The following is a 22,508-nucleotide window of genomic DNA, read 5'->3' on the forward strand; positions in this document are numbered from 1 at the left end:
ATGTCAGAATTACAAAAATATCCAGTGGTTTATGCACAGAGCGTGGCATGGGGAGACATGGATGCATTGGGCCATGTGAATAATGCCATGTATTATCGTTACATAGAAAATGCACGTCTGGCTTATCTGAATGCATTGGATTTACTGAATGAATCGGTCTCTACGGTGGTCTCTTCAAATCAGTGCCGTTATTTAAAACCGGTGGTTTTTCCAGATCATTTAAAAATTGCAGCACGTATTGAAGAGATTCGAAATAGTGCATTCCGCATGCATTATTTATTATGGAGTGAAAAACAGCAAAGTATAGTAGCAACTTCTGAAGCGGTTATTGTTTGTATTGATCAAAAAACCCTGCAGAAAACTCAAATTCCAGAACATATCCGAAAGAAAATCGAAGCACTTGAATTAACAGCCGGACATGAAATCTAAAAAATGAATTGATTATTTAATTTTGTCATTATTTCTAAACTTTATTGTTATTGATTTAAATATTTATATTGAATGTTTTATTTAATATAAATATGATGGGGTATTATTTAACAAAACAAATAATATTATTTAATCGGAGAGCATTATGCCAGATATTACTCATTTATCAGTAGAAGAGTTAAAGCGTTTACAAGCCGAAGCAGAATCACTGATTGCTTCAAAAAAAGACCAAGAGATCGAAGATGCTTATCAGCAAATCTTGGCCGTTGCTGACAAAGTAGGTATGACGGTTGAACAGTTACTTGAATTTGGCGCGTCTAAACGCAAGAAATCATCACGTAAATCGGTAGAGCCACGTTATCGTAGCAAAAGCAACCCAGATGATACCTGGACGGGTCGTGGCAAGCAGCCGCGCTGGTTGGTGGCAGAGCTGGACAAAGGTGCCAAGCTTGAAGATTTCTTGATCTAAGCCTCGATTTGATCTCGTCATTAGGCTGTCATACAGACAGTCTAAGATTGCTGAACCAAGCATGATTGCTTGGTTTTTTTATATCTATGAATTGGCGTTGGGAAAAAAGTGTGCATAATGTGTCTGTATAAGGAAAACATTATAAATGGGGATTTAGACTTGAGATATTGGTCGTGGTGGGATGAGCAATAAACCTAAAACTTTAAAATGGTTCATCCTTGCGCTTGTGGCGTTTTTTGTCTTTGTGATCCTGCAAGTGCCAGCTGCCTGGTTGATTTCAAAATTTTATAAAAATAATCAGGCCTTGCACAATGTAAACGGGAATATCTGGCAGGGCAGTGCTGACTGGAAAAAAGGTAATTTGCGGGGCAGCCTGAACTGGAAAGTACGGCCATTGGACTTGCTGTTGCTGCGAGTTGGGGCAGATGTTGAATTGCATAGCGGCAATACTCAGCTTTCAGGGATCATGGGCTATGGGCTGAATAAAGCCTTGATCGTCAAAAATCTTGAGGGTCAGCTCGCGCCGGAAACCTTAAAAAAAGTGGCAGACTGGCAATGGCCAGCGACTGCTATTCAGTTTAAAGAGCTGGATTTTAAATATAAACAGGAACAAGGCTTCAGTCAGGTGACCGGGCAAATGCAATGGGCGGGTGGTGAGCTGATTTATAGCTTTGCCCAGCGTCAGGAACGTATGAATGTACCGGCCATGACCGGACAACTGGCAGATGAGAGCGGACAGCTCTTACTCGACGTTCGGGATAACCGAGAGCAACGTATGCTGAATATCAAGCTTGATCCCAGTCTGATGCTCGATATCCAGCTCACCCAGCGCTTTTTAATGAATGCACCCTCCTATGAAGGTAAAGCTGGCCTGGATACTTATGTGATTAGTACCCGCCAACCCCTAATGGGAGGCTTGAACTAATGGCCATTTCTCTTGGCGATCTAAAAAATATCGATCTGAAACAGGCCAATCGTGTTGCGCCTGTCGTGTTGCTGTTGTTGATTCTATATTTATGCTGGAAACTGGCGGCCATGTTCTGGTTGCTGATTGCGCCACCTCAAGCTATGCAGCTGGATCGGGTGGAACTGGGTTCACAACAGGCGCAAATCCCCAATATCAGTGCATTTTCGCTGTTTCAGGAAAGTGGACAAACAGCAGCAGGAGCAGAAGCTGCCAATATTCTTTTGCAAGGCGTGGTGGTTGCCAGTCCAAGCTATAACTCTTCTGCGGTGCTGAAAGTCAATGATCAGGTGGATCGTTATCGCGTTGGAGAAATGCTGGGCAATAGTGGTTTTGAGCTGGCCGAGGTCTATTGGGATCGGGTCATTCTGCGCAGAGCAACCGGTGCCACTCAAGAAGTGTTATTTAAGGGTCTGGAAAATGGCTTGAATCAGCCGATCGTGCCGGCAACCCCAGCATCTAATATGATGTCTGCTCCATCTTCGACTATGAATAGCGCAGCTGAAGCACAAAATCTGCCTTCAGCGCAAAATGAAATCGGTCGGGCAATCCAGCAGATGCAGGAAAATAAGGATCAGTATTTACAGCATATGGGGGTCAGTGCGTCGGATGGAGGCTTTGAAATCACTTCCCGGACACCAGCTGCACTGCGTAATCGACTCGGTTTAAGACCGGGAGACCGGATTTTATCTTTAAACGGTCAGACGCTATCGCAGGGGCAAACCGAGGCGCAATTACTGGAACAGGCTCGACGTGAAGGTCAGGTCAAACTCGAAATAAAACGTGGTGATCAGACGATGACCATACAACAAGATTTGAAGTGATGTGTCATCACGCATAGGGTTAGGAAACACAAAAGTTTATGGCTTTATTTAATAATAATCGATCAGCATGGGCATGTTGTGTGGCCGCCCCGCTCGTAGCAATGATCAGTACGGCGGGTTATGCGCAAACCTGGAAAATCAACCTGCGGGATGCTGACCTCACCGCATTCATTAATGAAGTGGCTGACATTACCGGCAAGAACTTCGCAGTCGATCCGCGGGTGCGTGGTAATGTTACCGTTATTTCCAATAAAGCACTGAATAAAAATGAAGTCTATGACCTGTTTTTAGGTGTGCTCAATGTCAATGGTGTGGTGGCGATTCCTTCGGGCAATACCATCAAGCTGGTACCGGACAGCAATGTCAAAAGCTCGGGCATTCCCTATGATGCCAGAAGCCGTGCCAGTGGTGACCAGATCGTGACTCGGGTATTGTGGCTGGAAAATACCAATCCGAATGATCTGATTCCAGCACTGCGCCCTTTGATGCCGCAATTTGCCCATCTGGCAGCAGTGCCGGGCACCAATGCGCTGATCGTATCAGATCGGGCCAATAATATTTATCAGCTGGAAACCATCATTCGTAATCTGGATGGCACCGGTCAAAATGATATGGAAGCGGTCAGTCTACAATCGAGTCAGGCCGAGGAAATGATCGAGCTGATCGAGTCCATGACAGCCACGGGTGCAGCCAAAGATGTTCGTGGTTCGCGGGTACGTGTCATCGCAGATACCCGCACCAACCGGATTATCATTAAAGGTGATCCGACGACGCGTAAGCGGCTGCGTCAAATGATTGAAACCCTGGATGTGCCGGCGGCAGACCGTCTGGGCGGCTTGAAAGTCTTTCGTTTGAAATATGCCAGTGCCAAGAATCTGGCAGAGATCTTGCAGGGACTGGTGACAGGGCAGGCGGTGAACAGTAGTTCAAATTCCACTGGCACGTCTTCGGGTTCATCTTCCCTGAGTTCGAATAACAGTTTAAACAATAACAACAGTAGCAACACCAGCGGAAATAATACTTCCTCCGCTATTCAGTTGAATACCGGCATGAACGCCGAGCAGGGTGGAATTAGCAGCTTTAGCGCAAACGGGGTGAGTATTATTGCCGATGCCACGCAAAACTCTTTGGTGGTTAAGGCCGATCCGCAATTGATGCGGGAAATCGAATCAGCAATTAATCAGCTGGATATTCGCCGTCAACAGGTACTGATTGAAGCTGCCATTATCGAAGTAGAAGGTACAGATGCCGATCAGCTTGGGGTGCAATGGGCCTTGGGAGATATCAGTAGCGGTATTGGGCTGATTAACTTTGATAATTTTGGTACCAGTCTAAAAAATGTGGCAGCCGGTTATCTCACCGGCGGTGGTGCAGGTGCTGCAAGTACCGTGGGAGCTGGGACTTCGTTGGTGCTTGGTGATTATCGTGAAGGCAGTGATGGTTCACGCCGTCTGTATGGTGCGCTGATTCAGGCCTTAAAAGAAAGCACCAAGTCCAATCTGTTGTCTACGCCATCCATTGTGACCATGGACAACGAAGAAGCCTATATTGTGGTCGGTGAAAACGTACCCTTTGTGACAGGCTCGGTTTCAACTGGCGCTGCTGGGGTGGCCAATCCCTATACCACGATTGAACGTAAAGATGTCGGGGTCACTTTAAAAGTGGTGCCGCATATTGGTGAAGATGGTACGGTGCGTCTGGAAGTGGAGCAGGAAGTATCGGCTGTTAATCGGGATCGTGGACAAGCGCAGGATCTGGTGACCAGCAAGCGTGCGATTAAAACTTCGATTCTGGCTGAAAATGGGCAAACCATTGTGCTGGGTGGTCTGATTTCGGATAACACCAGTTATGGCCGTCAGGCAGTTCCGGGTCTGGGCGCAATCCCTGGTCTTGGGCGTTTATTCCGTTCTGAAGGTAAATCTAATCAGAAACGTAATCTGCTGATCTTCATCCATCCAACGATTGTGGGGGATAAAAATGAAGTCAGTAAACTGACCCAGCAACGTTATAGCCAACTGTATAGTCTGCAACTGGCCCTGGATGCTGATGGTAATTTTGCCAAGCTGCCTGAACAGGTCGGTGATGTCTATCAACAGCGTATTCCGGTTTCGAAAACACCTTTACAAAATTCGTCTTATCAAACTGTGCCGACGGCTCCAGTGCCGACTCAGCCAGCTGCTGTGGTAGTCACGCCTGTCGCGATTGAGCCTGTGTTGCAGTCACAACCCGGACAACACGTCGAAAAGCGTAAAAATACCGTGACCACCACAACACTTAGACCGAAAAGCTAAGTGATGTAGCATGAACAAACAGCATGTTATGATAATGTCAAAGAGAAAAGAGAAGTAAATTCATGACTTGGAAAATACACGCGATTACAGGTGACTTGACAGGGCAAGAGATTAGCATTGACCGTGATATGCTGGTGGGACGTCATCAGGCCGCAGACATTGTGTTGCAGGCCGCAGAGATCTCGCGCAAACATGCTGCTTTCTTGCTCAAAGATGATGCGCTCTGGGTACAGGACTTAGGATCATCGAATGGCACTTTCGTCAATGATGTGCAGATTGCACAGGAAACCTTATTAAAACAGGATGATATCGTTCAGTTTGCCAGCCTGAAATTTTCCGTGTTGGCGCCTGTGGCTGCGGTAGAAGTTCCAGCAGAAATAGAAGCCACGGCAGAAAAAGTCGTGGCACAGGTTGAAGTGACTGAACCAACGCCAGCACAACAAATGAATGAGCAGGGTATACCGGAACTGACACAGCGAGATGCCTCAGTCCAGCTGACCCGAGATGGCATGCCAACCCATGTCGGGATTCCAAAACCAGCGCCGATTCCTGAAGGCGTCGATCTTGCTGCAGTGAAACCAGAACCTACGCCAATGCCGGTTGAGCAGCCTGTGTCACGGGTAGAGCAGGAAAAAGAAACCCAGAAAAATGTGTCTGTTGGTTTGATTTCAGTGATTGTATTGATTATTTTGGCAATTATGGCTTGGGTAATGTTCAAATAAGCCGATGATTGGTTACAATCAAGGCATGCACAGCGCATGCCTTTTTTGTGGCTGCGAATAATATAAAAGAGGGTCGGGATGTCTATTGCACAATTAGAACAGCGTGAACTGATCTTGTTTGATCTGGATGGTACTTTGGTTGATTCGGCGCATGACCTGTATCGTGCCATGAATATGAGCCTGAATGTGTTGCAATTGCCTTTGGTCACGGAAGAGCAGGTTCGTACCTGGGTGGGCAAGGGCACCTCGATATTTTGTGAAAGTGTATTGCTACATCTGGTCGGTGAAGTTACACCCGCACAGCATCAGGAGCTGCTGAATACTTTTCTGGATATTTATAATGTCGATCCTTGTGTCGACACCGTTCCATTTCCCGGGATTCTGAAGTTTCTCGACTGGGCCAAAGCGCAGGGCAAAACCCTGATCTGCGTCACCAATAAGCCGGAGCTTCCTGCTTGTGCTATTTTAGAGACATTGGATATGGCACATTATTTTGCCGAGACCATTGGTGGCGACCGTTTTAGCGAACGTAAACCGCATCCGCGTCAATTATTGCACTGTGTCGAACAGTATGGTGTAACGAAAGAACAGGTATTACTGATCGGGGATTCTTCCAATGATGTGGAGGCTGCACGTCGCGCCGGGATTGATTGTATTGTGGTGAGCTACGGCTATAATCACGGTGAAAATATAGCAGACTGTCATCCTCAAGAAATTGTAGATGATCTACGTGAATTGCTTGCTTAATTAGGGTGTTAGGAAAATAAAATGAATAGTGATCAGGTTTTTCGATGGCGTCGCTCAGTTCAAGTCTATTTATACACTGAGTAAACCCAATTTAAAGAGAAAAACCGCATGACCACACAAGCACAATTCCAGCAACTTGCTGCACAAGGCTATAACCTGATTCCAGTGTACCGTCAGCGTCTGGCCGATACGGATACCCCACTTTCTATTTTCGCGCGTCTTAAGCAGCATCAGCAGGCTTATCTGTTTGAATCTGTCGAAGGTGGAGAAAACTGGGCACGCTATTCGATTATTGGGCTGGGCGAATCTACGGTATTTTCCTGTAATGCCGGTGAACTGACGGTACAGCATGCGGACGGCTCGATTGAAAAGCAGCACTGTGCAGATCCTTTTCACTATATTCGTGACTTTCAGGCTCAGTTTAAAGTGCCGACCCAACAGGACTTGCCTGCATTGCCAAGCTTCACTGGCGGTCTGGTGGGCTACTTTGGTTATGATGCCGTGCGTTATATTGAACCAAAACTCAAAAATGTGCCTGAAGCAGATCCGGTTGGCTTGCCTGATATCTGGATGATGTTGTCTAAAACCGTCATTGTCTTTGACAATTTAAAAGATACCTTATTTCTGATTGTGCATGCCGATGCAGCTGACCCGATTGCTTATGAAAAAGCACATGAACAATTGAATGAATTGGAAAATATTCTGGCAACACCGATTAGCCTGAAAGCTGAAAAACATAGTCCGCCACATTTTGAATCTCTAACCGGACATGACAACTTTATTGCCTCGGTTGAAAAGGTCAAAGAATATATTCGTGCCGGCGATGTGATGCAGGTGGTGCCCGGGCATCGTATGGTGTCAGATTTCGATGGTGATCCTTTGCAGGTCTATCGTGCGCTACGTCATCTGAATCCTTCGCCGTATCTGTTTCTGGTACAAGGGCAAACCTTGGAAAACAATACACCGTTCCATATTGTCGGTTCTTCGCCAGAGATTCTGTCACGTCTGGAAAATGGCATTGCCACAGTGCGTCCTTTAGCAGGCACACGACCACGTGGCAAAACCAAGGAAGAAGATCTGGCCCTTGAGCAAGACTTGCTCTCTGATGAAAAAGAAATTGCCGAACATGTCATGCTGATTGACTTGGGTCGCAATGACGTCGGACGCATTGCAAAAATTGGTAAAGTTCAAGTGACTGATCAAATGGTGATCGAACGTTATTCGCATGTCATGCATATTGTCTCGAATGTACAGGGTGAAGTGCGTGACGATGTCGATGCCTTGGATGTTTTTAAGGCAACTTTCCCTGCCGGTACGCTTTCAGGTGCACCAAAAATTCGTGCCATGGAAATTATTGACGAAGTTGAGCCGGTAAAACGCGGAATTTTTGGAGGCGCTGTCGGTTATTTAGGCTGGCACGGCGAAATGGACATGTCGATTGCGATTCGTACCTGTGTGATCCGTGAAAATAAAGTCTATGTTCAGGCCGGAGCAGGACTGGTTGCCGACTCAAATCCCGAATCTGAATGGAATGAAACCCAAATAAAAGCTCGCGCAGTGATCAAAGCGGTTGAATTATCATCAAATGGTTTGATTTTATGAGTTTTTGAGGTTTTTTTTGAAAAAAACACTTGCATGGTTTGTGAGTTTTGCTAAACTGCACACCGTTCCGATACGAAACGTACGAAACACTAAGAAACGCCGGCATAGCTCAGTTGGTAGAGCAACTGACTTGTAATCAGTAGGTCCACAGTTCGAATCCGTGTGCCGGCACCATCTTGGAGAGTTTCAAGGGTTGAGTAAAGAACAGCACTGATGTAAGTGTAAAATGGTGAGGTTCCCGAGCGGTCAAAGGGGGCGGACTGTAACTCCGCTACGAAAGTTTCGAAGGTTCGAATCCTTCCCTCACCACCAATTTTAATACTTCAATAAGTGGTTTGTACCAACATCGTGCGGGAGTAGCTCAGTTGGTAGAGCGGTAGCCTTCCAAGCTGCATGTCGCGAGTTCGACCCTCGTCTCCCGCTCCATTGAAGTGCTAATATTTGCTCTTATAGCTCAGTGGTAGAGCACTCCCTTGGTAAGGGAGAGGTCTCGAGTTCAAATCTCGATAAGAGCTCCAGATTACAGTTTAGCAATTTTTATTGCACAATATTTCAGAAGCAGGCTATTTAGTCTGCTTTTCAAGTATTTGGTATTTGGTTTTTTAAAACGACATGTCGGAACTGGGTTTTACTCAGAATTGTGTTCGACGTAAACGAGGAGTATTAACATGGCTAAGGCTAAGTTTGAACGTAATAAGCCACACGTTAACGTGGGCACAATTGGTCACGTCGACCATGGTAAAACAACTTTAACAGCTGCGATTGCAACTGTATGTGCGAAGAAATTCGGTGGCGAAGCGCGTGATTACGCTGCAATCGACTCTGCACCAGAAGAAAAAGCACGTGGTATTACAATTAATACTTCACACGTAGAATACGATTCTCCAACTCGTCACTACGCTCACGTAGACTGCCCGGGCCACGCCGATTATGTTAAAAACATGATTACTGGTGCTGCTCAGATGGACGGCGCGATCCTTGTATGTGCTGCGACTGATGGTCCTATGCCACAGACTCGTGAACACATCCTGCTTTCTCGTCAGGTAGGTGTACCTTACATCGTTGTATTCTTGAACAAATGCGACCTTGTAGACGACGAAGAGCTTCTTGAACTGGTTGAAATGGAAGTTCGTGAACTTCTTTCTACTTATGACTTCCCGGGCGATGACACTCCAGTAATCCGCGGTTCTGCACTTGCTGCACTTAACGGTGAAGCTGGTCAGTATGGCGAAGACGCTGTTGTTGCACTGGTTGAAGCACTTGACTCTTACATTCCAGAGCCAGAACGTGCAATCGACCTTCCATTCCTTATGCCAATTGAAGACGTATTCTCAATCTCTGGTCGTGGTACAGTAGTAACTGGCCGTGTAGAGACTGGTATTGTTAAAGTAGGCGAATCAGTTGAAATCGTTGGTATCCGTGATACTCAAGTAACTACAGTTACTGGCGTTGAAATGTTCCGTAAATTGCTTGACGAAGGTCGTGCAGGCGAGAACTGTGGTGTTCTTCTACGTGGTACTAAGCGTGAAGACGTACAACGTGGTCAAGTATTGACTAAACCAGGTGCGATCAAGCCACATACTAAATTCGATGCGGAAGTATACGTACTTTCTAAAGAAGAAGGTGGTCGTCACACTCCATTCCTTAACGGTTACCGTCCACAGTTCTACTTCCGTACTACGGACGTAACTGGTGCGATCGCGCTTAAAGAAGGCGTGGAAATGGTTATGCCTGGTGACAACGTTGAGATGTCAGTAGAGCTAATCCACCCAATCGCAATGGACCCAGGTCTACGTTTTGCGATCCGTGAAGGCGGTCGTACAGTGGGTGCTGGTGTAGTTGCTAAAGTAACTGCATAATCATAGAATAAGATAAACGGGTTGGGGTTTCGGCTCCAACTTGTTATTTTGCAGGTCAGTAGTTCAATTGGTAGAGCGTCGGTCTCCAAAACCGAATGTTGGGGGTTCGAGTCCCTCCTGACCTGCCAAGTTTTGAAAAAGACGCTTGATGTCGGCAAAATTGGTCATATAATAAGTCGCGAAACCTACGACGAGTACAAAAATGTCGAATGAAAAATCACGCGACGCATTAGGCGAAGCGGCAATTCCTCAAAGAAATAATCCTGCAGTAGATGTAAGTTCTGGTTCTCCATTAGACATGGTTCTATGGGTTATCGCCTTGATTTTATTGGTTGGTGCAATGATGGTAAACCAATATTTACCAGCATACTGGGCCCCTGCGAATGATATTTGGGTGCGTGTTGGGGTGATTTTGGCTTGTATCGTTGCAGCATTCGGTTTATTATACGCCACCCATCAAGGCAAAGGCTTTATTCGTCTGCTGAAAGATGCACGAATCGAGCTCCGTCGAGTGACCTGGCCTACCAAGCAAGAGACTGTGTCCACATCTTGGCAAGTTCTTGTTGTAGTCGTAATTACCTCCATTGTTTTATGGTGTTTCGATTATATTTTAGGCTGGTTAATCAAGTTTATTATCGGGTAAGAGAGCTATGAAACGTTGGTACATTATTCATGCCTATTCAGGTTATGAAAAACAAGTAATGCGTTCGCTTAATGATCGAATCCAGCGTAGCGCTGTTGCCGATAGCTTTGGTGAAGTCCTGGTTCCTACCGAAGAAGTGGTAGAAATGAAGGATGGCAAGAAACGTAAATCAGAGCGCAAGTTCTTTCCTGGCTATGTTCTAGTCGAAATGGAAATGAATGACGACACTTGGCACATTGTTAAAGAATGTCCGAAAGTTTTAGGCTTTATTGGTGGTACGGCGGAAAAACCGGCGCCAATTACGCAAAAAGAAGCCGATGCGATTCTTGCGCGTGTACGCAATACTGGTGAAGCACCTCGTCCTAAGACGATGTTTGAACCAGGCGAAGAATTACTCGTAGTTGACGGTCCATTCACAGACTTTAAAGGTGTGGTGGAAGAAGTTCAGTACGAAAAGTCACGTTTAACGCTGACCATTAATGTATTTAACCGTCCAACTCAAGTTGAACTGGAATTTCGTCAAGTCGAAAAATCAGTTTAATTGGTTTGGGTTGAAAACGCCTGATTTGCGTGCAAATCAGGCATTGTTGTTGTAACGGTATCGTTACTTGAAATCATTGGGGAGCCTTCACCGGCGTTTGCACCCAGAGGTAATTTGAAATGGCTAAGAAGATTGACGGCTATATCAAGCTGCAAGTTCCAGCTGGTAAAGCGAATCCATCTCCACCGATTGGTCCTGCACTAGGTCAACGTGGTGTGAACATCATGGCATTCTGTAAAGAATTCAATGCTGCGACACAAAAAGTTGAAGCTGGTCTACCAATTCCAGTCGTGATCACTGTGTACAACGACAAGTCGTTCACATTCATCATGAAAACTCCACCTGCTGCTGTTCTTCTTAAGAAAGCTGCTGGTATCCAGAAGGGTTCAGCTGTACCTAACAAAACTAAAGTTGGTAAGTTGACTCGTGCTCAAATCGAAGAAATCGCGACTACTAAAGAACCAGATTTGACTGGTGCTGATTTAGACGCACGTGTACGTACCATTGCTGGTTCTGCGCGTTCTATGGGCTTGGAAGTGGAGCTTTAAGACATGGCTAAATTAACTAAACGTCAAAAAGCGATCGTAGCTGCTGTAGAAGCGCACAAAGTTTACACGCTAGAAGAAGCTGTTGCAGTTTTAGAGAGCCTTCCAGCTCCTAAATTCAAAGAATCTTTGGATATCGCGGTAAACCTAGGTGTTGATCCTCGTAAATCTGACCAAGTTGTTCGTGGCGCGACTACACTTCCTGCAGGTACGGGTAAAACTGTACGTGTAGCTGTATTCGCTCAAGGCGCTGCTGCTGAAGCTGCTAAAGCTGAAGGCGCAGACGTTGTTGGTTTCGATGATCTTGCTGAAAGCATCCAAGCGGGTAACCTTGACTTTGACGTTGTAATTGCTGCTCCAGATGCAATGCGCGTTGTAGGTAAACTTGGTACGATCCTTGGTCCACGTGGCTTAATGCCAAACCCTAAAGTGGGTACGGTAACTCCTGACGTAGCAACTGCAGTTAAAAATGCAAAAGCTGGTCAAGCACGTTACCGCGTAGACAAGGCGGGTATTATCCACGCTGCGATCGGTCAAGTAGGTTTCACTGCTGAAGCTGTTCGTTCAAACGTTGAAGCACTCGTTGCTGACTTGAAACGTTTAAAGCCTGCGACTTCTAAAGGCGTATACATTCAAAAGATCACTTTGAGCTCAACTATGGGTCCTGGTTTGATCGTTGATGTAGCAAACGTTTCTAAATAAGTCTCGACTTATACAGAATTTTAAAGCCCTGAGTAAGTTTTAAAGCACTGCTTTAAAACTTACGCAAGAAACGCTCCGTCGTATTTTGCAAACTTAGGCAAACTTTGAATTGATAAATGAAAATTTATCAGCGTCAAAGACCGCGGGCGAGGGGAGTTTTATGCTTCGCTCTTAATCGTCCAGCCTGCGTAGACGCGGTGGTGTGATTTGTTCATCCTCCGCGTGTTAGTCCAGTGATGGATTAACGAATTGGGAGTGTACTTCGCGTAAGTACATAAATCACCGTTAGGAGGTTTTACAATGGCTCTTCTTATCGAAGGCAAAAAACAGATCGTAGCTGAAGTAACTGAAGTTGCTTCTACTGCATTTGCCGCTGTTGTTGCTGACTATCAAGGTTTAACTGTTGAGCAATTAACTGCTCTTCGCGTTGAAGCTCGTAAACTAGGTGTTCACACACGTATCGTGCGTAACACTTTGGCTAAACGCGCTCTTCAAGATACTCAATTCAATATCTTGAACGACAACCTTGTTGGCCCAACAATCTTAGCTTTCTCGACTTCTGAAGACGACATGGGTGCTGCTGCACGTTTGTTCGAAGAATTCGCTAAAACTAATAAAGCATTTGAACTTAAAGCTGCTGCATTTGATGGCAAACTTTATCAAGGCGAAGAAGTTAGCGTTATCGCGAATCTTCCGAACCAAGAGAAAGCGCTTACTATGCTTGCAAACGTTCTTCAAGCTCCTATTTCGAAATTGGGCCGCTTACTTACAGCGCTTCAAGAGAAAAACGAGTCAGAAGCTGCTTAAGCTCAAACTTACACACACATCATTCAATACCCATTTGGAGTTAATCTCATGGCTTTAACAAACGAAGAAATCCTAAACGCAGTTGCTGAAAAAACTGTTCTTGAACTTGTTGAACTTATTTCTGCTTTCGAAGAGAAATTCAACGTTTCTGCTGCTGCTGTAGCTGTTGCTGCTGGTCCTGCTGCTGCTGCTGCTGAAGAGCAATCTGAATTCAATGTTGAATTGACTTCTTTTGGCGCAAACAAAGTTGCTGTAATTAAAGCAGTTCGTGAAGCAACTGGCCTTGGCTTGAAAGAAGCTAAAGACATGGTTGAAAGCGCTCCTACAGTTCTTAAAGAAGGCGTTTCTAAAGAAGAAGGCGAAGAACTTAAGAAGAAACTTGAAGAAGCTGGTGCTACAGTTACTCTTAAGTAATAGCTTAAGGGAGCCGGTTTTTTTATAATCAGCTCCAAAAATTGGCTGATGGCTCTTGGGTCATCAGCCTTTTTGCGTTACAATAATCGGCTCGATTTTTGTTTGCATGATATAAAAATCATACAAATTAAAAATAAACATAATGAACAAACGTTTACCAATATTTTTCAGTAAAAAAATATTGATAAGCGTTTTAATACCACTAAAAATTGCAGCATTTGTAAAGAGTGGTGGCCATATCGGCCAGCGTAATTCCTTCTGAGCCCGTTCTGCAGGCGGGCTTGGTTTACACTTTCCGAGGACTCCAGATGGCATACTCATATACCGAAAAGAAACGGATCCGTAAGAATTTTGGTAAATTGCCTAGCGTTATGGATGCTCCGTACCTGCTCGCGATTCAAGTCGACTCGTACAGAACGTTCTTACAAGATGGCAAATCACCAAAAAACCGCGAAGATATCGGTCTCCAAGCCGCATTTCGTTCAGTTTTTCCTATAGAAAGTTATTCTGGCAATGCTGCTTTAGAATTTGTTGAGTATAGTCTTGGTAAGCCTGAGTTTGATGTACGCGAATGTATTCTTCGTGGCTCAACTTATGCAGCACCAATGCGTGTAAAAATTCGTTTGATCCTGAAAGATCGTGAAACGAAGTCAATTAAAGACGTACGTGAACAAGAAGTCTATATGGGCGAAATGCCATTGATGACGGATAACGGGACCTTTGTAATTAATGGTACCGAGCGTGTAATCGTATCTCAATTACACCGTTCACCAGGCGTATTCTTTGACCACGATAAAGGTAAGACTCACTCAAGTGGTAAAGTCCTTTATTCAGCGCGTATCATTCCTTACCGTGGTTCATGGTTAGATTTTGAATTCGATGCCAAAGACCTGGTCTATGTACGTATTGACCGTCGTCGTAAATTACTTGCGACTGTGGTGCTGCGTGCGCTGGGTTATAGCAACGAAAACATTCTCAACATGTTCTACGAGAAAGTCCCTGTATATCTTGACATGGGTAGCTATCAAATTGACTTGGTGCCGGAACGTCTGCGCGGCGAAATGGCACAATTTGACATCTTGGATAAAGATGGCAAGGCAATCGTTGAACAAGGTAAACGTATTAACGCGCGTCATGTACGTCAGATGGAAGCTTCAGGTCTTGAAAAACTTGCAGTGCCTGATGAGTATTTGTATGAGCGTATCACGGCTGAAGACATCGCATTAAAAGATGGCGACGTGATTGCTGCAAATACCGTATTGAGCCATGAAGTCATGGTGAAAATTGCAGAAGGCGGCGTGAAGCAGTTTAATGTTCTGTTCACCAATGATATCGACCGTGGTTCATTCGTTGCAGATTCTCTACGTGCAGATACTACGACCACTCGTGAAGAAGCATTGGTCGAAATCTACAAAGTCATGCGTCCGGGCGAGCCACCAACCAAAGAAGCAGCTGAGAACCTGTTCAATAACCTGTTCTTCTCTTCTGAGCGTTATGACTTGTCTCCAGTCGGTCGTATGAAGTTCAACCGTCGTTTGGGTCGTCCTTATGAAGTGGGTACAGACCAGAAGTCGCGTGAAGTTGAAGGTATTCTCTCGAACGAAGATATCACTGATGTATTGAAAACATTAGTTGAAATCCGTAACGGTAAAGGTGAAGTCGACGATATCGATCACTTGGGTAACCGTCGTGTTCGTTCTGTGGGCGAAATGACAGAAAACCAATTCCGTGTCGGTCTGGTTCGTGTAGAACGTGCTGTTAAAGAACGTTTATCTCAAGCTGAAACAGACAACCTGTCTCCGCAAGATCTAATCAATGCGAAGCCTGTTGCTGCTGCAATCAAAGAATTCTTTGGTTCAAGCCAGTTGTCTCAGTTCATGGATCAAAACAACCCGTTGTCTGAAATCACGCACAAGCGTCGTGTATCAGCACTTGGTCCCGGTGGTTTGACGCGTGAACGTGCGGGCTTTGAAGTACGTGACGTACATCAAACGCATTACGGTCGTGTATGTCCAATTGAAACGCCGGAAGGTCCAAACATTGGTTTGATCAACTCGCTTTCTGTATATGCTAAAGCGAACAACTTCGGTTTCCTGGAAACGCCTTACCGTAAAGTAGTTGATGGCCGTGTAACCATGGACATTGAATACCTGTCTGCGATTGAAGAAGTGGGTACTGTGATTGCACAGGCCGATTCTGCAGTAGATGCTGATGGTAATTTATTAGAAGAAGTTGTATCTGTACGTCACCAAGGTGACTTCGTACGCATGCCGCCGGAAAAAGTAACGCATATGGATGTATCTGCTCAGCAGGTTGTATCTGTGGCTGCGTCACTGATTCCGTTCCTTGAACACGATGATGCCAACCGTGCATTGATGGGTTCAAACATGCAACGTCAGGCTGTTCCTACGTTAATCGCTGACAAACCACTCGTAGGTACGGGTATGGAAGCGAACGTAGCACATGACTCTGGTGTATGTGTGATCGCTCAGCGTGGTGGTCGTATCGAGTTTGTTGATGCATCTCGTGTAGTCATTCGTGTGAACGAAGAAGAGATGATCGCAGGTGAGGCAGGTGTAGATATCTATAACCTGATCAAATACACCCGTTCAAACCAAAACACCTGTATCAACCAGAAAGTTCTGGTGAACCTGGGTGATAAAGTGGGTCGTGGTGACGTATTAGCTGATGGTCCATCGACTGATGGCGGTGAGCTAGCGCTTGGTCAAAACATGCGCGTCGCATTCATGACCTGGAACGGTTACAACTACGAAGACTCGATCTTACTTTCAGAGCGTGTACTTCAAGAAGACCGTTTAACCTCGATTCATATCCAGGAATTGTCATGTGTCGCACGTGATACTAAGCTTGGTGCTGAAGAAATCACGGCCGATATCCCGAATGTGGGTGAAGCAGCGCTTTCTAAACTTGATGAATCAGGTATTGTTTACATCGGTGCTGAAGTAACAGCAGGTGATATTCTTGTTGGTAAAGTGACGCCTAAAGGTGAAACGCAGCTAACGCCGGAAGAAAAATTGCTTCGTGCAATCTTCGGTGAAAAAGCAGCTGACGTTAAAGATTCATCTTTACGCGTTCCATCTGGTACCAAAGGTACTGTGATTGATGTTCAAGTGTTTACACGTGATGGTCTTGAAAAAGACGAACGTGCTCAAGCAATTGAAAAAGCTCAGCTTGATGCTTACCGTAAAGACTTGAAAGAAGAGTTCAAGATCTTTGAAGAAGCAGCACGTGAACGTGTAATTCGTTTGTTGAACGGTCAAGAGTCGAATGGTGGCGGTACCACTAAACGTGGCGACAAACTGTCTGAAGACGTGTTGTCTGGTTTAGAGCTTGTTGATCTTCTTGAAATTCAACCGGTTGATGAAGCAATCGCTGAACGTCTAACGCAAATTCAAGTGTTCTTGAAAGAGAAGAGCTTCGAAATTGACGAGAAATTTGCTGAGAAAAAACGCAAACTTTCTACAGGCGATGAGCTGACCACTGGCGTATTGAAAGTAGTTAAAGTTTATCTTGCGGTAAAACGTCGCATCCAGCCGGGTGATAAGATGGCCGGTCGTCACGGTAACAAGGGTGTTGTATCAAACATCTTGCCGGTAGAAGACATGCCACACGATGCCAATGGTGTACCTGTTGATATCGTACTGAACCCGCTGGGCGTACCATCGCGTATGAACGTGGGTCAGATTCTTGAAACTCACTTAGGTATGGCTGCCAAAGGTCTTGGCGATCAAATCGACAAGATGATGAAAGAACAGCGTACTGTACTTGAGCTTCGTGATTTCCTGGACAAGATTTATAACAAAGTTGGTGGCGAGCAAGAAGATCTTGACAGTTTGACTGATGAAGAAATCTTGAAACTTTCTGGTAACTTGCGTGCTGGTGTGCCTTTGGCAACACCTGTATTCGATGGTGCTGAAGAAGGTCAGATCAAAGAATTGTTACAACTTGCAGGTCTATCAAGTACTGGTCAGACAGTATTATATGATGGTCGTACTGGTGAGCGTTTCGACCGTCCAGTAACTGTAGGTTATATGTACATGCTGAAACTGAACCACTTAGTTGATGACAAGATGCATGCGCGTTCAACTGGTTCTTATTCTCTAGTCACGCAACAGCCGCTGGGTGGTAAAGCACAATTCGGTGGTCAGCGTTTCGGTGAGATGGAAGTCTGGGCACTAGAAGCTTACGGTGCAGCATATACGCTACAAGAAATGCTGACTGTGAAATCGGATGACGTTGAAGGCCGTACCCGTATCTACAAGAATATTGTAGATGGTAACCATTATATGGACCCGGGTATGCCTGAATCGTTCAACGTATTGACCAAAGAGATCCGTTCTTTAGGTATCAACATTGAACTGAAAAATGGTGACTAATTAGTTCCATTGAATCTCCCTTGCGAAGCAATGCTTCTCACCTCTTTAAGAAAGAGGGGAAAGTCCCTCTTTATAAAGGGGGATTTAGGGGGATTCTTGGGATTCCCAATTCAGTTAAAAACAATATTTGTGACCCAGTCGAGAAGTGAAAATCTCCTCGACACACGGAGAAAAAAATTGAAAGACTTGCTCGATATCATGCGCAAAAAGACGGATTCAGACGGTCATGCTCCTGTAGAGTTTGACCGCATCCGTATTGGTCTTGCGTCACCAGAAATGATTAAGTCATGGTCTCACGGTGAAGTTAAAAAGCCAGAAACCATTAACTATCGTACGTTCAAACCTGAACGTGATGGTTTATTCTGTGCCAAAATCTTTGGTCCAGTAAAAGATTACGAATGCTTGTGTGGTAAATACAAGCGTATGAAATACAAAGGCGTCATTTGTGAAAAATGTGGCGTTGAAGTAACAACTGCGAAAGTTCGTCGTGAACGTATGGGTCACATCGAGCTAGCTTCTCCAGTTGCACACATCTGGTTCTTGAAATCATTGCCGAGCCGTATCGGTCTATTATTAGACATGACGCTACGTGATATCGAACGCGTATTGTATTTCGAATCTTATGTGGTTACCGATCCCGGTATGACGCCATTTGAGAAATACCAGCTTCTGAACGATGAAGAATACTTCAATGCGTTGGAAGAGCATGGTGATGAATTCACAGCGAAAATGGGTGCAGAAGCGGTTCAAGACTTGTTGAAAGACATCGATCTTGAAGCTGAAATTGCGCGTCTTCGTGAAGAAATTCCTGTGACAACTTCAGAAACCAAGCTGAAAAAAGCCTCTAAGCGTTTGAAGTTGATGGAAGCATTCAACGATTCGAACAACAAGCCAGAATGGATGGTGTTGACTGTACTTCCAGTTCTGCCACCAGACCTTCGTCCGTTGGTACCACTTGAAGGTGGTCGTTTCGCGACTTCTGACTTGAACGATCTTTACCGTCGTGTGATTAACCGTAACAACCGTTTAAAACGTCTTCTTGACCTTGCAGCGCCAGACATCATCGTACGTAACGAAAAACGTATGTTGCAAGAGTCTGTCGATGCATTGTTGGACAACGGTCGTCGTGGTCGTGCAATTACCGGTTCGAACAAGCGTCCGCTTAAATCTTTGGCAGATATGATCAAAGGTAAGCAAGGTCGTTTCCGTCAGAACTTATTGGGTAAACGTGTCGATTACTCAGGTCGTTCGGTCATTACCGTTGGTCCAAACCTGCGTTTGCACCAATGTGGTCTTCCGAAGAAAATGGCACTTGAACTGTTCAAGCCATTCATTTTCGCGAAACTACAGGCATCTGGTCAAGCAACCACCATTAAAGCTGCGAAGAAAATGGTTGAGCGCGAGACGCCAGAAGTTTGGGACGTTCTTGCTCACGTGATCCGTCAACATCCAGTGATGTTGAACCGTGCGCCAACACTTCACCGTCTAGGTCTTCAAGCATTTGAACCGATCCTGATTGAAGGTAAGGCGATCCGTCTACACCCACTCGTGTGTGCTGCGTTTAACGCCGACTTCGATGGTGACCAAATGGCGGTACACGTACCATTAACACTTGAAGCGCAGTTAGAAGCGCGTGCGTTAATGATGTCGACCAACAACATCTTGTCTCCAGCGAACGGTGAGCCAATCATCGTGCCGTCTCAGGACGTTGTCTTGGGCTTGTATTACATCACGCGTGATGCAATCAATGCCAAAGGTGAGGGCATGGTGTTCGCGGATACTCACGAAGTAAACCGTGCACTGGCAACAGGTCAGGTTGATCTACACGCTCGCGTTAAAGCACGTGTACACCAGACTGTCATCGATGAAGATGGCAACCGTGAACATCAAACCATTATTGTAGATACCACACCTGGTCGCTGCCTACTTTGGGAAGTTGTGCCTGAAGGTATGGATTTCCAGCAAATTAACGTTGAGATGACCAAGAAAAACATCTCTAAGTTAATTAACTCTTGCTACCGTAAATTGGGTCTGAAAGATACTGTTATCTTCGCTGACCAATTGATGTACCTAGGCTTCCGTCAGGCGACGCGTTCAGGTGTATCTGTCGGTATGGAAGACATGGTTATTCCACCACAAAAACAAGTCATTATTGGTAAAGCGGAAGCTGAAGTTCGTGAAATCGAACAACAGTTCGAACAAGGTTTCGTAACTGCCGGCGAACGTTATAACAAAGTGGTCGATATTTGGGCGCGTACCAATGACCAGGTTGCTAAAGCGATGATGGACAACTTGTCTTTCACGACTGTTAAAAACAAACAGGGTGAAGACGAGAAGCAAAAATCATTCAACTCGATCTACATGATGTCTGACTCGGGTGCCCGTGGTTCGGCAGCTCAGATTCGTCAGTTGGCGGGTATGCGTGGTTTGATGGCGAAGCCGGATGGCTCGATCATTGAAACGCCTATTAAAGCGAACTTCCGTGAAGGTTTGACTGTACTACAGTACTTCATCTCGACACACGGTGCGCGTAAAGGTTTGGCCGATACAGCACTGAAAACTGCGAACTCTGGTTACTTGACGCGTCGTCTGGTAGACGTTGCGCAAGACTTGGTGATTACCGAGCCAGATTGTGGCACCTTCGACGGTCTAGTAATGACACCATTCATTCAAGGTGGCGATGTCATCGAGAACTTGGGTGCACGAGTATTGGGTCGTGTGGTTGCTGAAGATGTGAAACGTGTCGGTACAGACGAAGTTCTGCTTCCACGTAATACTTTAATTGACGAGAAACTGGCAACGTTTATCGAAAGCCAAGGTGTCGACGAAATTAAAGTACGTTCGGTTGTAAACTGTGCGTCTACTTTCGGTGTATGTGCGAAATGTTACGGCCGTGACTTAGCGCGTGGTCATCAGGTGAACCCGGGTGAGTCTGTTGGTGTCATGGCAGCTCAATCGATTGGTGAACCAGGTACACAGTTAACTATGCGTACCTTCCACGTGGGTGGTGCTGCAAGCCGAACGTCTGCTGCAAACAGCGTACAAGTTCGTAACCAGGGTACAGTGCGTTTCCACAACGTGAAAACAGTACAACATGCCAAAGGTCACTTGGTATCGACTTCACGTTCAGGTGAAATCGGTATCGCGGATGATTTAGGTCGTGAGCGTGAGCGCTATAAACTGCCTTACGGTGCGTCTATCTTGCTAAAAGATGGCGAAGCTGTAGAAGCAGGCGGTATCGTGGCGACTTGGGATCCGCATACACATCCATTGGTAACAGAAGTTGCAGGTAAAGTGCGTTTCAGCCAGATCGCTGATGGCGTGACCGTGACTTCGAAAACTGATGATGCAACAGGTATGTCAACCATCGAAATCTTGCCAGTGACTTCACGTCCTGCGTCAGGTAAAGATTTGCGTCCTGCTGTAGTGTTAGACACAGTTGAAGGCACTGAACAGTTCTACTTCTTGCCACAAAACACCATTCTTTCTGTCCGTGATGGCGAAACGATTGGTGTCGGTGATGTCATCGGTCGTGTACCACAAGAATCTTCACGTACCCGTGATATTACCGGTGGTCTACCGCGTGTAGCTGACTTGTTCGAAGCACGTAAGCCGAAAGAGCATGCAATCCTTGCAGAAGTATCGGGCGTTGTGAGCTTCGGTAAAGAAACCAAAGGTAAGAACCGTCTGGTGATTACACCGGATGATGGCTCTGAGATTTACGAAGAGCTGATTCCGAAATGGCGTACCATTAACGTGTTCGAAGGCGAACATGTGAACCGTGGTGAAACCATTTCTGACGGCCCACAGAACCCGCATGACATTTTACGTCTGAAAGGTGAAGTGGCGCTGACCAACTACATCGTGAACGAAGTTCAGGACGTATACCGTCTGCAAGGTGTAAAAATCAACGACAAGCACATTGAAGTCATCGTACGTCAAATGCTGCGTAAAGTGGATATCACTGATGGTGGCGATACCAGCTTCATCAAAGGCGAACAAGTGGATTACATCCGTGTTGTACAGGAAAACCAAGCAGTTCTTGCACAAAACAAGTTCCCTGCGAAGTTTGAACGTCTGTTGATGGGTATTACCAAAGCGTCGCTTTCGACTGACTCGTTCATCTCTGCTGCATCGTTCCAGGAAACCACACGTGTGTTAACTGAAGCGGCTGTAACAGGTAAAGAAGATGACTTACGCGGTCTGAAAGAAAACGTGGTTGTAGGTCGTCTGATCCCAGCGGGTACAGGTTTGGCTTACCATCTCGAGCGTCGTCGTCAAGAAGCAGAAGCTGCAGAATTTGAACTGCACAATGACTTCTCTGATGTTGATCAAGCTTTAAGTCAAGCATTTAACGAAGAATTCTAATTCAAGTTAAAGCTAAAAAAGAGACGCCTTCGGGCGTCTTTTTTTGTCTTAAATACATAAAAATTAAAAGCTAATTAAAGGCTAAACAGCGGAATAATCCATTGATACTTACAAAACTCAGCAGGAATACCGAGAGAAGTAACACGCTCCATGTTTTAGTTTTATAAAATGAAGATAAGCTGAA

At 45.5% G+C, this 22,508-nt stretch carries 18 protein-coding genes and 5 tRNA genes; 22 read left to right on the top strand and 1 reads right to left on the bottom strand.

Translation table 11 applies throughout. From position 1 onward, the window contains the following. The 20 genes from FTU42_RS00965 to rplL all read left to right on the top strand — a co-directional run bounded on the left by FTU42_RS00965 (window position 1) and on the right by rplL (window position 13,559). Window positions 1–429, top strand: coding sequence for a thioesterase family protein (locus tag FTU42_RS00965; RefSeq protein ID WP_180074968.1), 429 nt, complete (start codon window positions 1–3; stop codon window positions 427–429). 142 nt (window positions 430–571) lie between these two features. After that, window positions 572–898, top strand: a complete 327-nt coding sequence (locus tag FTU42_RS00970; protein WP_167381258.1) for an H-NS family nucleoid-associated regulatory protein — start codon at window positions 572–574, stop codon at window positions 896–898. 181 nt (window positions 899–1,079) lie between these two features. Further along, entirely contained in the window at window positions 1,080–1,823 is a 744-nt protein-coding gene (gene gspN, locus FTU42_RS00975) for a type II secretion system protein N (RefSeq protein WP_100354887.1), read from the top strand. Then, a complete protein-coding gene (locus tag FTU42_RS00980; protein ID WP_180074969.1) occupies window positions 1,823–2,686 on the top strand; it encodes a type II secretion system protein N in 864 nt (287 codons plus the stop codon). Before gspN ends, FTU42_RS00980 begins: the two co-directional genes overlap by 1 nt. A gap of 38 nt (window positions 2,687–2,724) precedes the next feature. Further along, window positions 2,725–4,977: a type II secretion system secretin GspD gene (gene gspD / locus FTU42_RS00985; protein WP_005173053.1), complete on the top strand. Its 2,253-nt coding sequence runs from the start codon at window positions 2,725–2,727 to the stop codon at window positions 4,975–4,977. A gap of 62 nt (window positions 4,978–5,039) precedes the next feature. Continuing rightward, window positions 5,040–5,699: an FHA domain-containing protein gene (locus tag FTU42_RS00990; protein ID WP_005095259.1), complete on the top strand. Its 660-nt coding sequence runs from the start codon at window positions 5,040–5,042 to the stop codon at window positions 5,697–5,699. 78 nt (window positions 5,700–5,777) lie between these two features. Further along, window positions 5,778–6,446 carry a phosphoglycolate phosphatase gene (gph, locus tag FTU42_RS00995; RefSeq protein WP_100329455.1) on the top strand — a complete coding sequence of 223 codons (669 nt, stop codon included), beginning with the start codon at window positions 5,778–5,780 and terminating at the stop codon, window positions 6,444–6,446. A gap of 108 nt (window positions 6,447–6,554) precedes the next feature. Beyond that, window positions 6,555–8,048: an anthranilate synthase component I gene (gene trpE / locus FTU42_RS01000; RefSeq protein WP_005095263.1), complete on the top strand. Its 1,494-nt coding sequence runs from the start codon at window positions 6,555–6,557 to the stop codon at window positions 8,046–8,048. Window positions 8,049–8,146: 98 nt separating this feature from the next. Beyond that, window positions 8,147–8,222, top strand: a tRNA-Thr gene (locus FTU42_RS01005). A 54-nt stretch (window positions 8,223–8,276) separates the two neighbouring features. Further along, window positions 8,277–8,360 (top strand) — tRNA-Tyr (locus FTU42_RS01010). A 38-nt stretch (window positions 8,361–8,398) separates the two neighbouring features. Then, window positions 8,399–8,474, top strand: a tRNA-Gly gene (locus FTU42_RS01015). Window positions 8,475–8,491: 17 nt separating this feature from the next. Continuing rightward, window positions 8,492–8,566 (top strand) — tRNA-Thr (locus tag FTU42_RS01020). Window positions 8,567–8,716: 150 nt separating this feature from the next. Continuing rightward, window positions 8,717–9,907, top strand: a complete 1,191-nt coding sequence (tuf, locus tag FTU42_RS01025) for an elongation factor Tu (protein WP_005095265.1) — start codon at window positions 8,717–8,719, stop codon at window positions 9,905–9,907. A gap of 52 nt (window positions 9,908–9,959) precedes the next feature. Beyond that, a tRNA-Trp gene (locus FTU42_RS01030) sits at window positions 9,960–10,035 on the top strand. A gap of 74 nt (window positions 10,036–10,109) precedes the next feature. After that, a complete protein-coding gene (gene secE / locus FTU42_RS01035) occupies window positions 10,110–10,550 on the top strand; it encodes a preprotein translocase subunit SecE (protein ID WP_005095267.1) in 441 nt (146 codons plus the stop codon). A 7-nt stretch (window positions 10,551–10,557) separates the two neighbouring features. Further along, window positions 10,558–11,091, top strand: coding sequence for a transcription termination/antitermination protein NusG (gene nusG / locus FTU42_RS01040; RefSeq protein ID WP_004278615.1), 534 nt, complete (start codon window positions 10,558–10,560; stop codon window positions 11,089–11,091). 119 nt (window positions 11,092–11,210) lie between these two features. Continuing rightward, window positions 11,211–11,639, top strand: a complete 429-nt coding sequence (gene rplK / locus FTU42_RS01045) for a 50S ribosomal protein L11 (RefSeq protein WP_004278614.1) — start codon at window positions 11,211–11,213, stop codon at window positions 11,637–11,639. 3 nt (window positions 11,640–11,642) lie between these two features. Continuing rightward, the gene (gene rplA, locus FTU42_RS01050; protein ID WP_005095271.1) at window positions 11,643–12,338 is read left to right on the top strand and encodes a 50S ribosomal protein L1; all 696 of its coding nucleotides are present in this window, start codon (window positions 11,643–11,645) and stop codon (window positions 12,336–12,338) included. Between the two features lie 300 nt (window positions 12,339–12,638). Further along, complete coding sequence (rplJ, locus tag FTU42_RS01055; RefSeq protein ID WP_005095272.1) at window positions 12,639–13,145, top strand: 50S ribosomal protein L10; 507 nt, start codon at window positions 12,639–12,641, stop codon at window positions 13,143–13,145. 48 nt (window positions 13,146–13,193) lie between these two features. Next, a complete protein-coding gene (gene rplL / locus FTU42_RS01060; protein WP_005095274.1) occupies window positions 13,194–13,559 on the top strand; it encodes a 50S ribosomal protein L7/L12 in 366 nt (121 codons plus the stop codon). A gap of 63 nt (window positions 13,560–13,622) precedes the next feature. Here rplL and FTU42_RS01065 read toward each other — a convergent pair whose 3' ends face one another. Next, a complete protein-coding gene (locus FTU42_RS01065; protein WP_034608820.1) occupies window positions 13,623–13,874 on the bottom strand; it encodes a hypothetical protein in 252 nt (83 codons plus the stop codon). Here FTU42_RS01065 and rpoB point away from each other — a divergent pair. Both rpoB and rpoC read left to right on the top strand, forming a co-directional pair. After that, the gene (rpoB, locus tag FTU42_RS01070) at window positions 13,868–17,956 is read left to right on the top strand and encodes a DNA-directed RNA polymerase subunit beta (protein ID WP_005095277.1); all 4,089 of its coding nucleotides are present in this window, start codon (window positions 13,868–13,870) and stop codon (window positions 17,954–17,956) included. The two genes, FTU42_RS01065 and rpoB, sit on opposite strands and share 7 nt — an antisense overlap. Window positions 17,957–18,133: 177 nt before the next feature. Further along, complete coding sequence (gene rpoC, locus FTU42_RS01075) at window positions 18,134–22,324, top strand: DNA-directed RNA polymerase subunit beta' (RefSeq protein ID WP_005173031.1); 4,191 nt, start codon at window positions 18,134–18,136, stop codon at window positions 22,322–22,324. Window positions 22,325–22,508 lie beyond the last annotated feature (184 nt).

Source organism: Acinetobacter sp. YH12102, from assembly GCF_013419125.1.
Classification (GTDB): Bacteria; Pseudomonadota; Gammaproteobacteria; order Pseudomonadales; family Moraxellaceae; genus Acinetobacter; species Acinetobacter pseudolwoffii.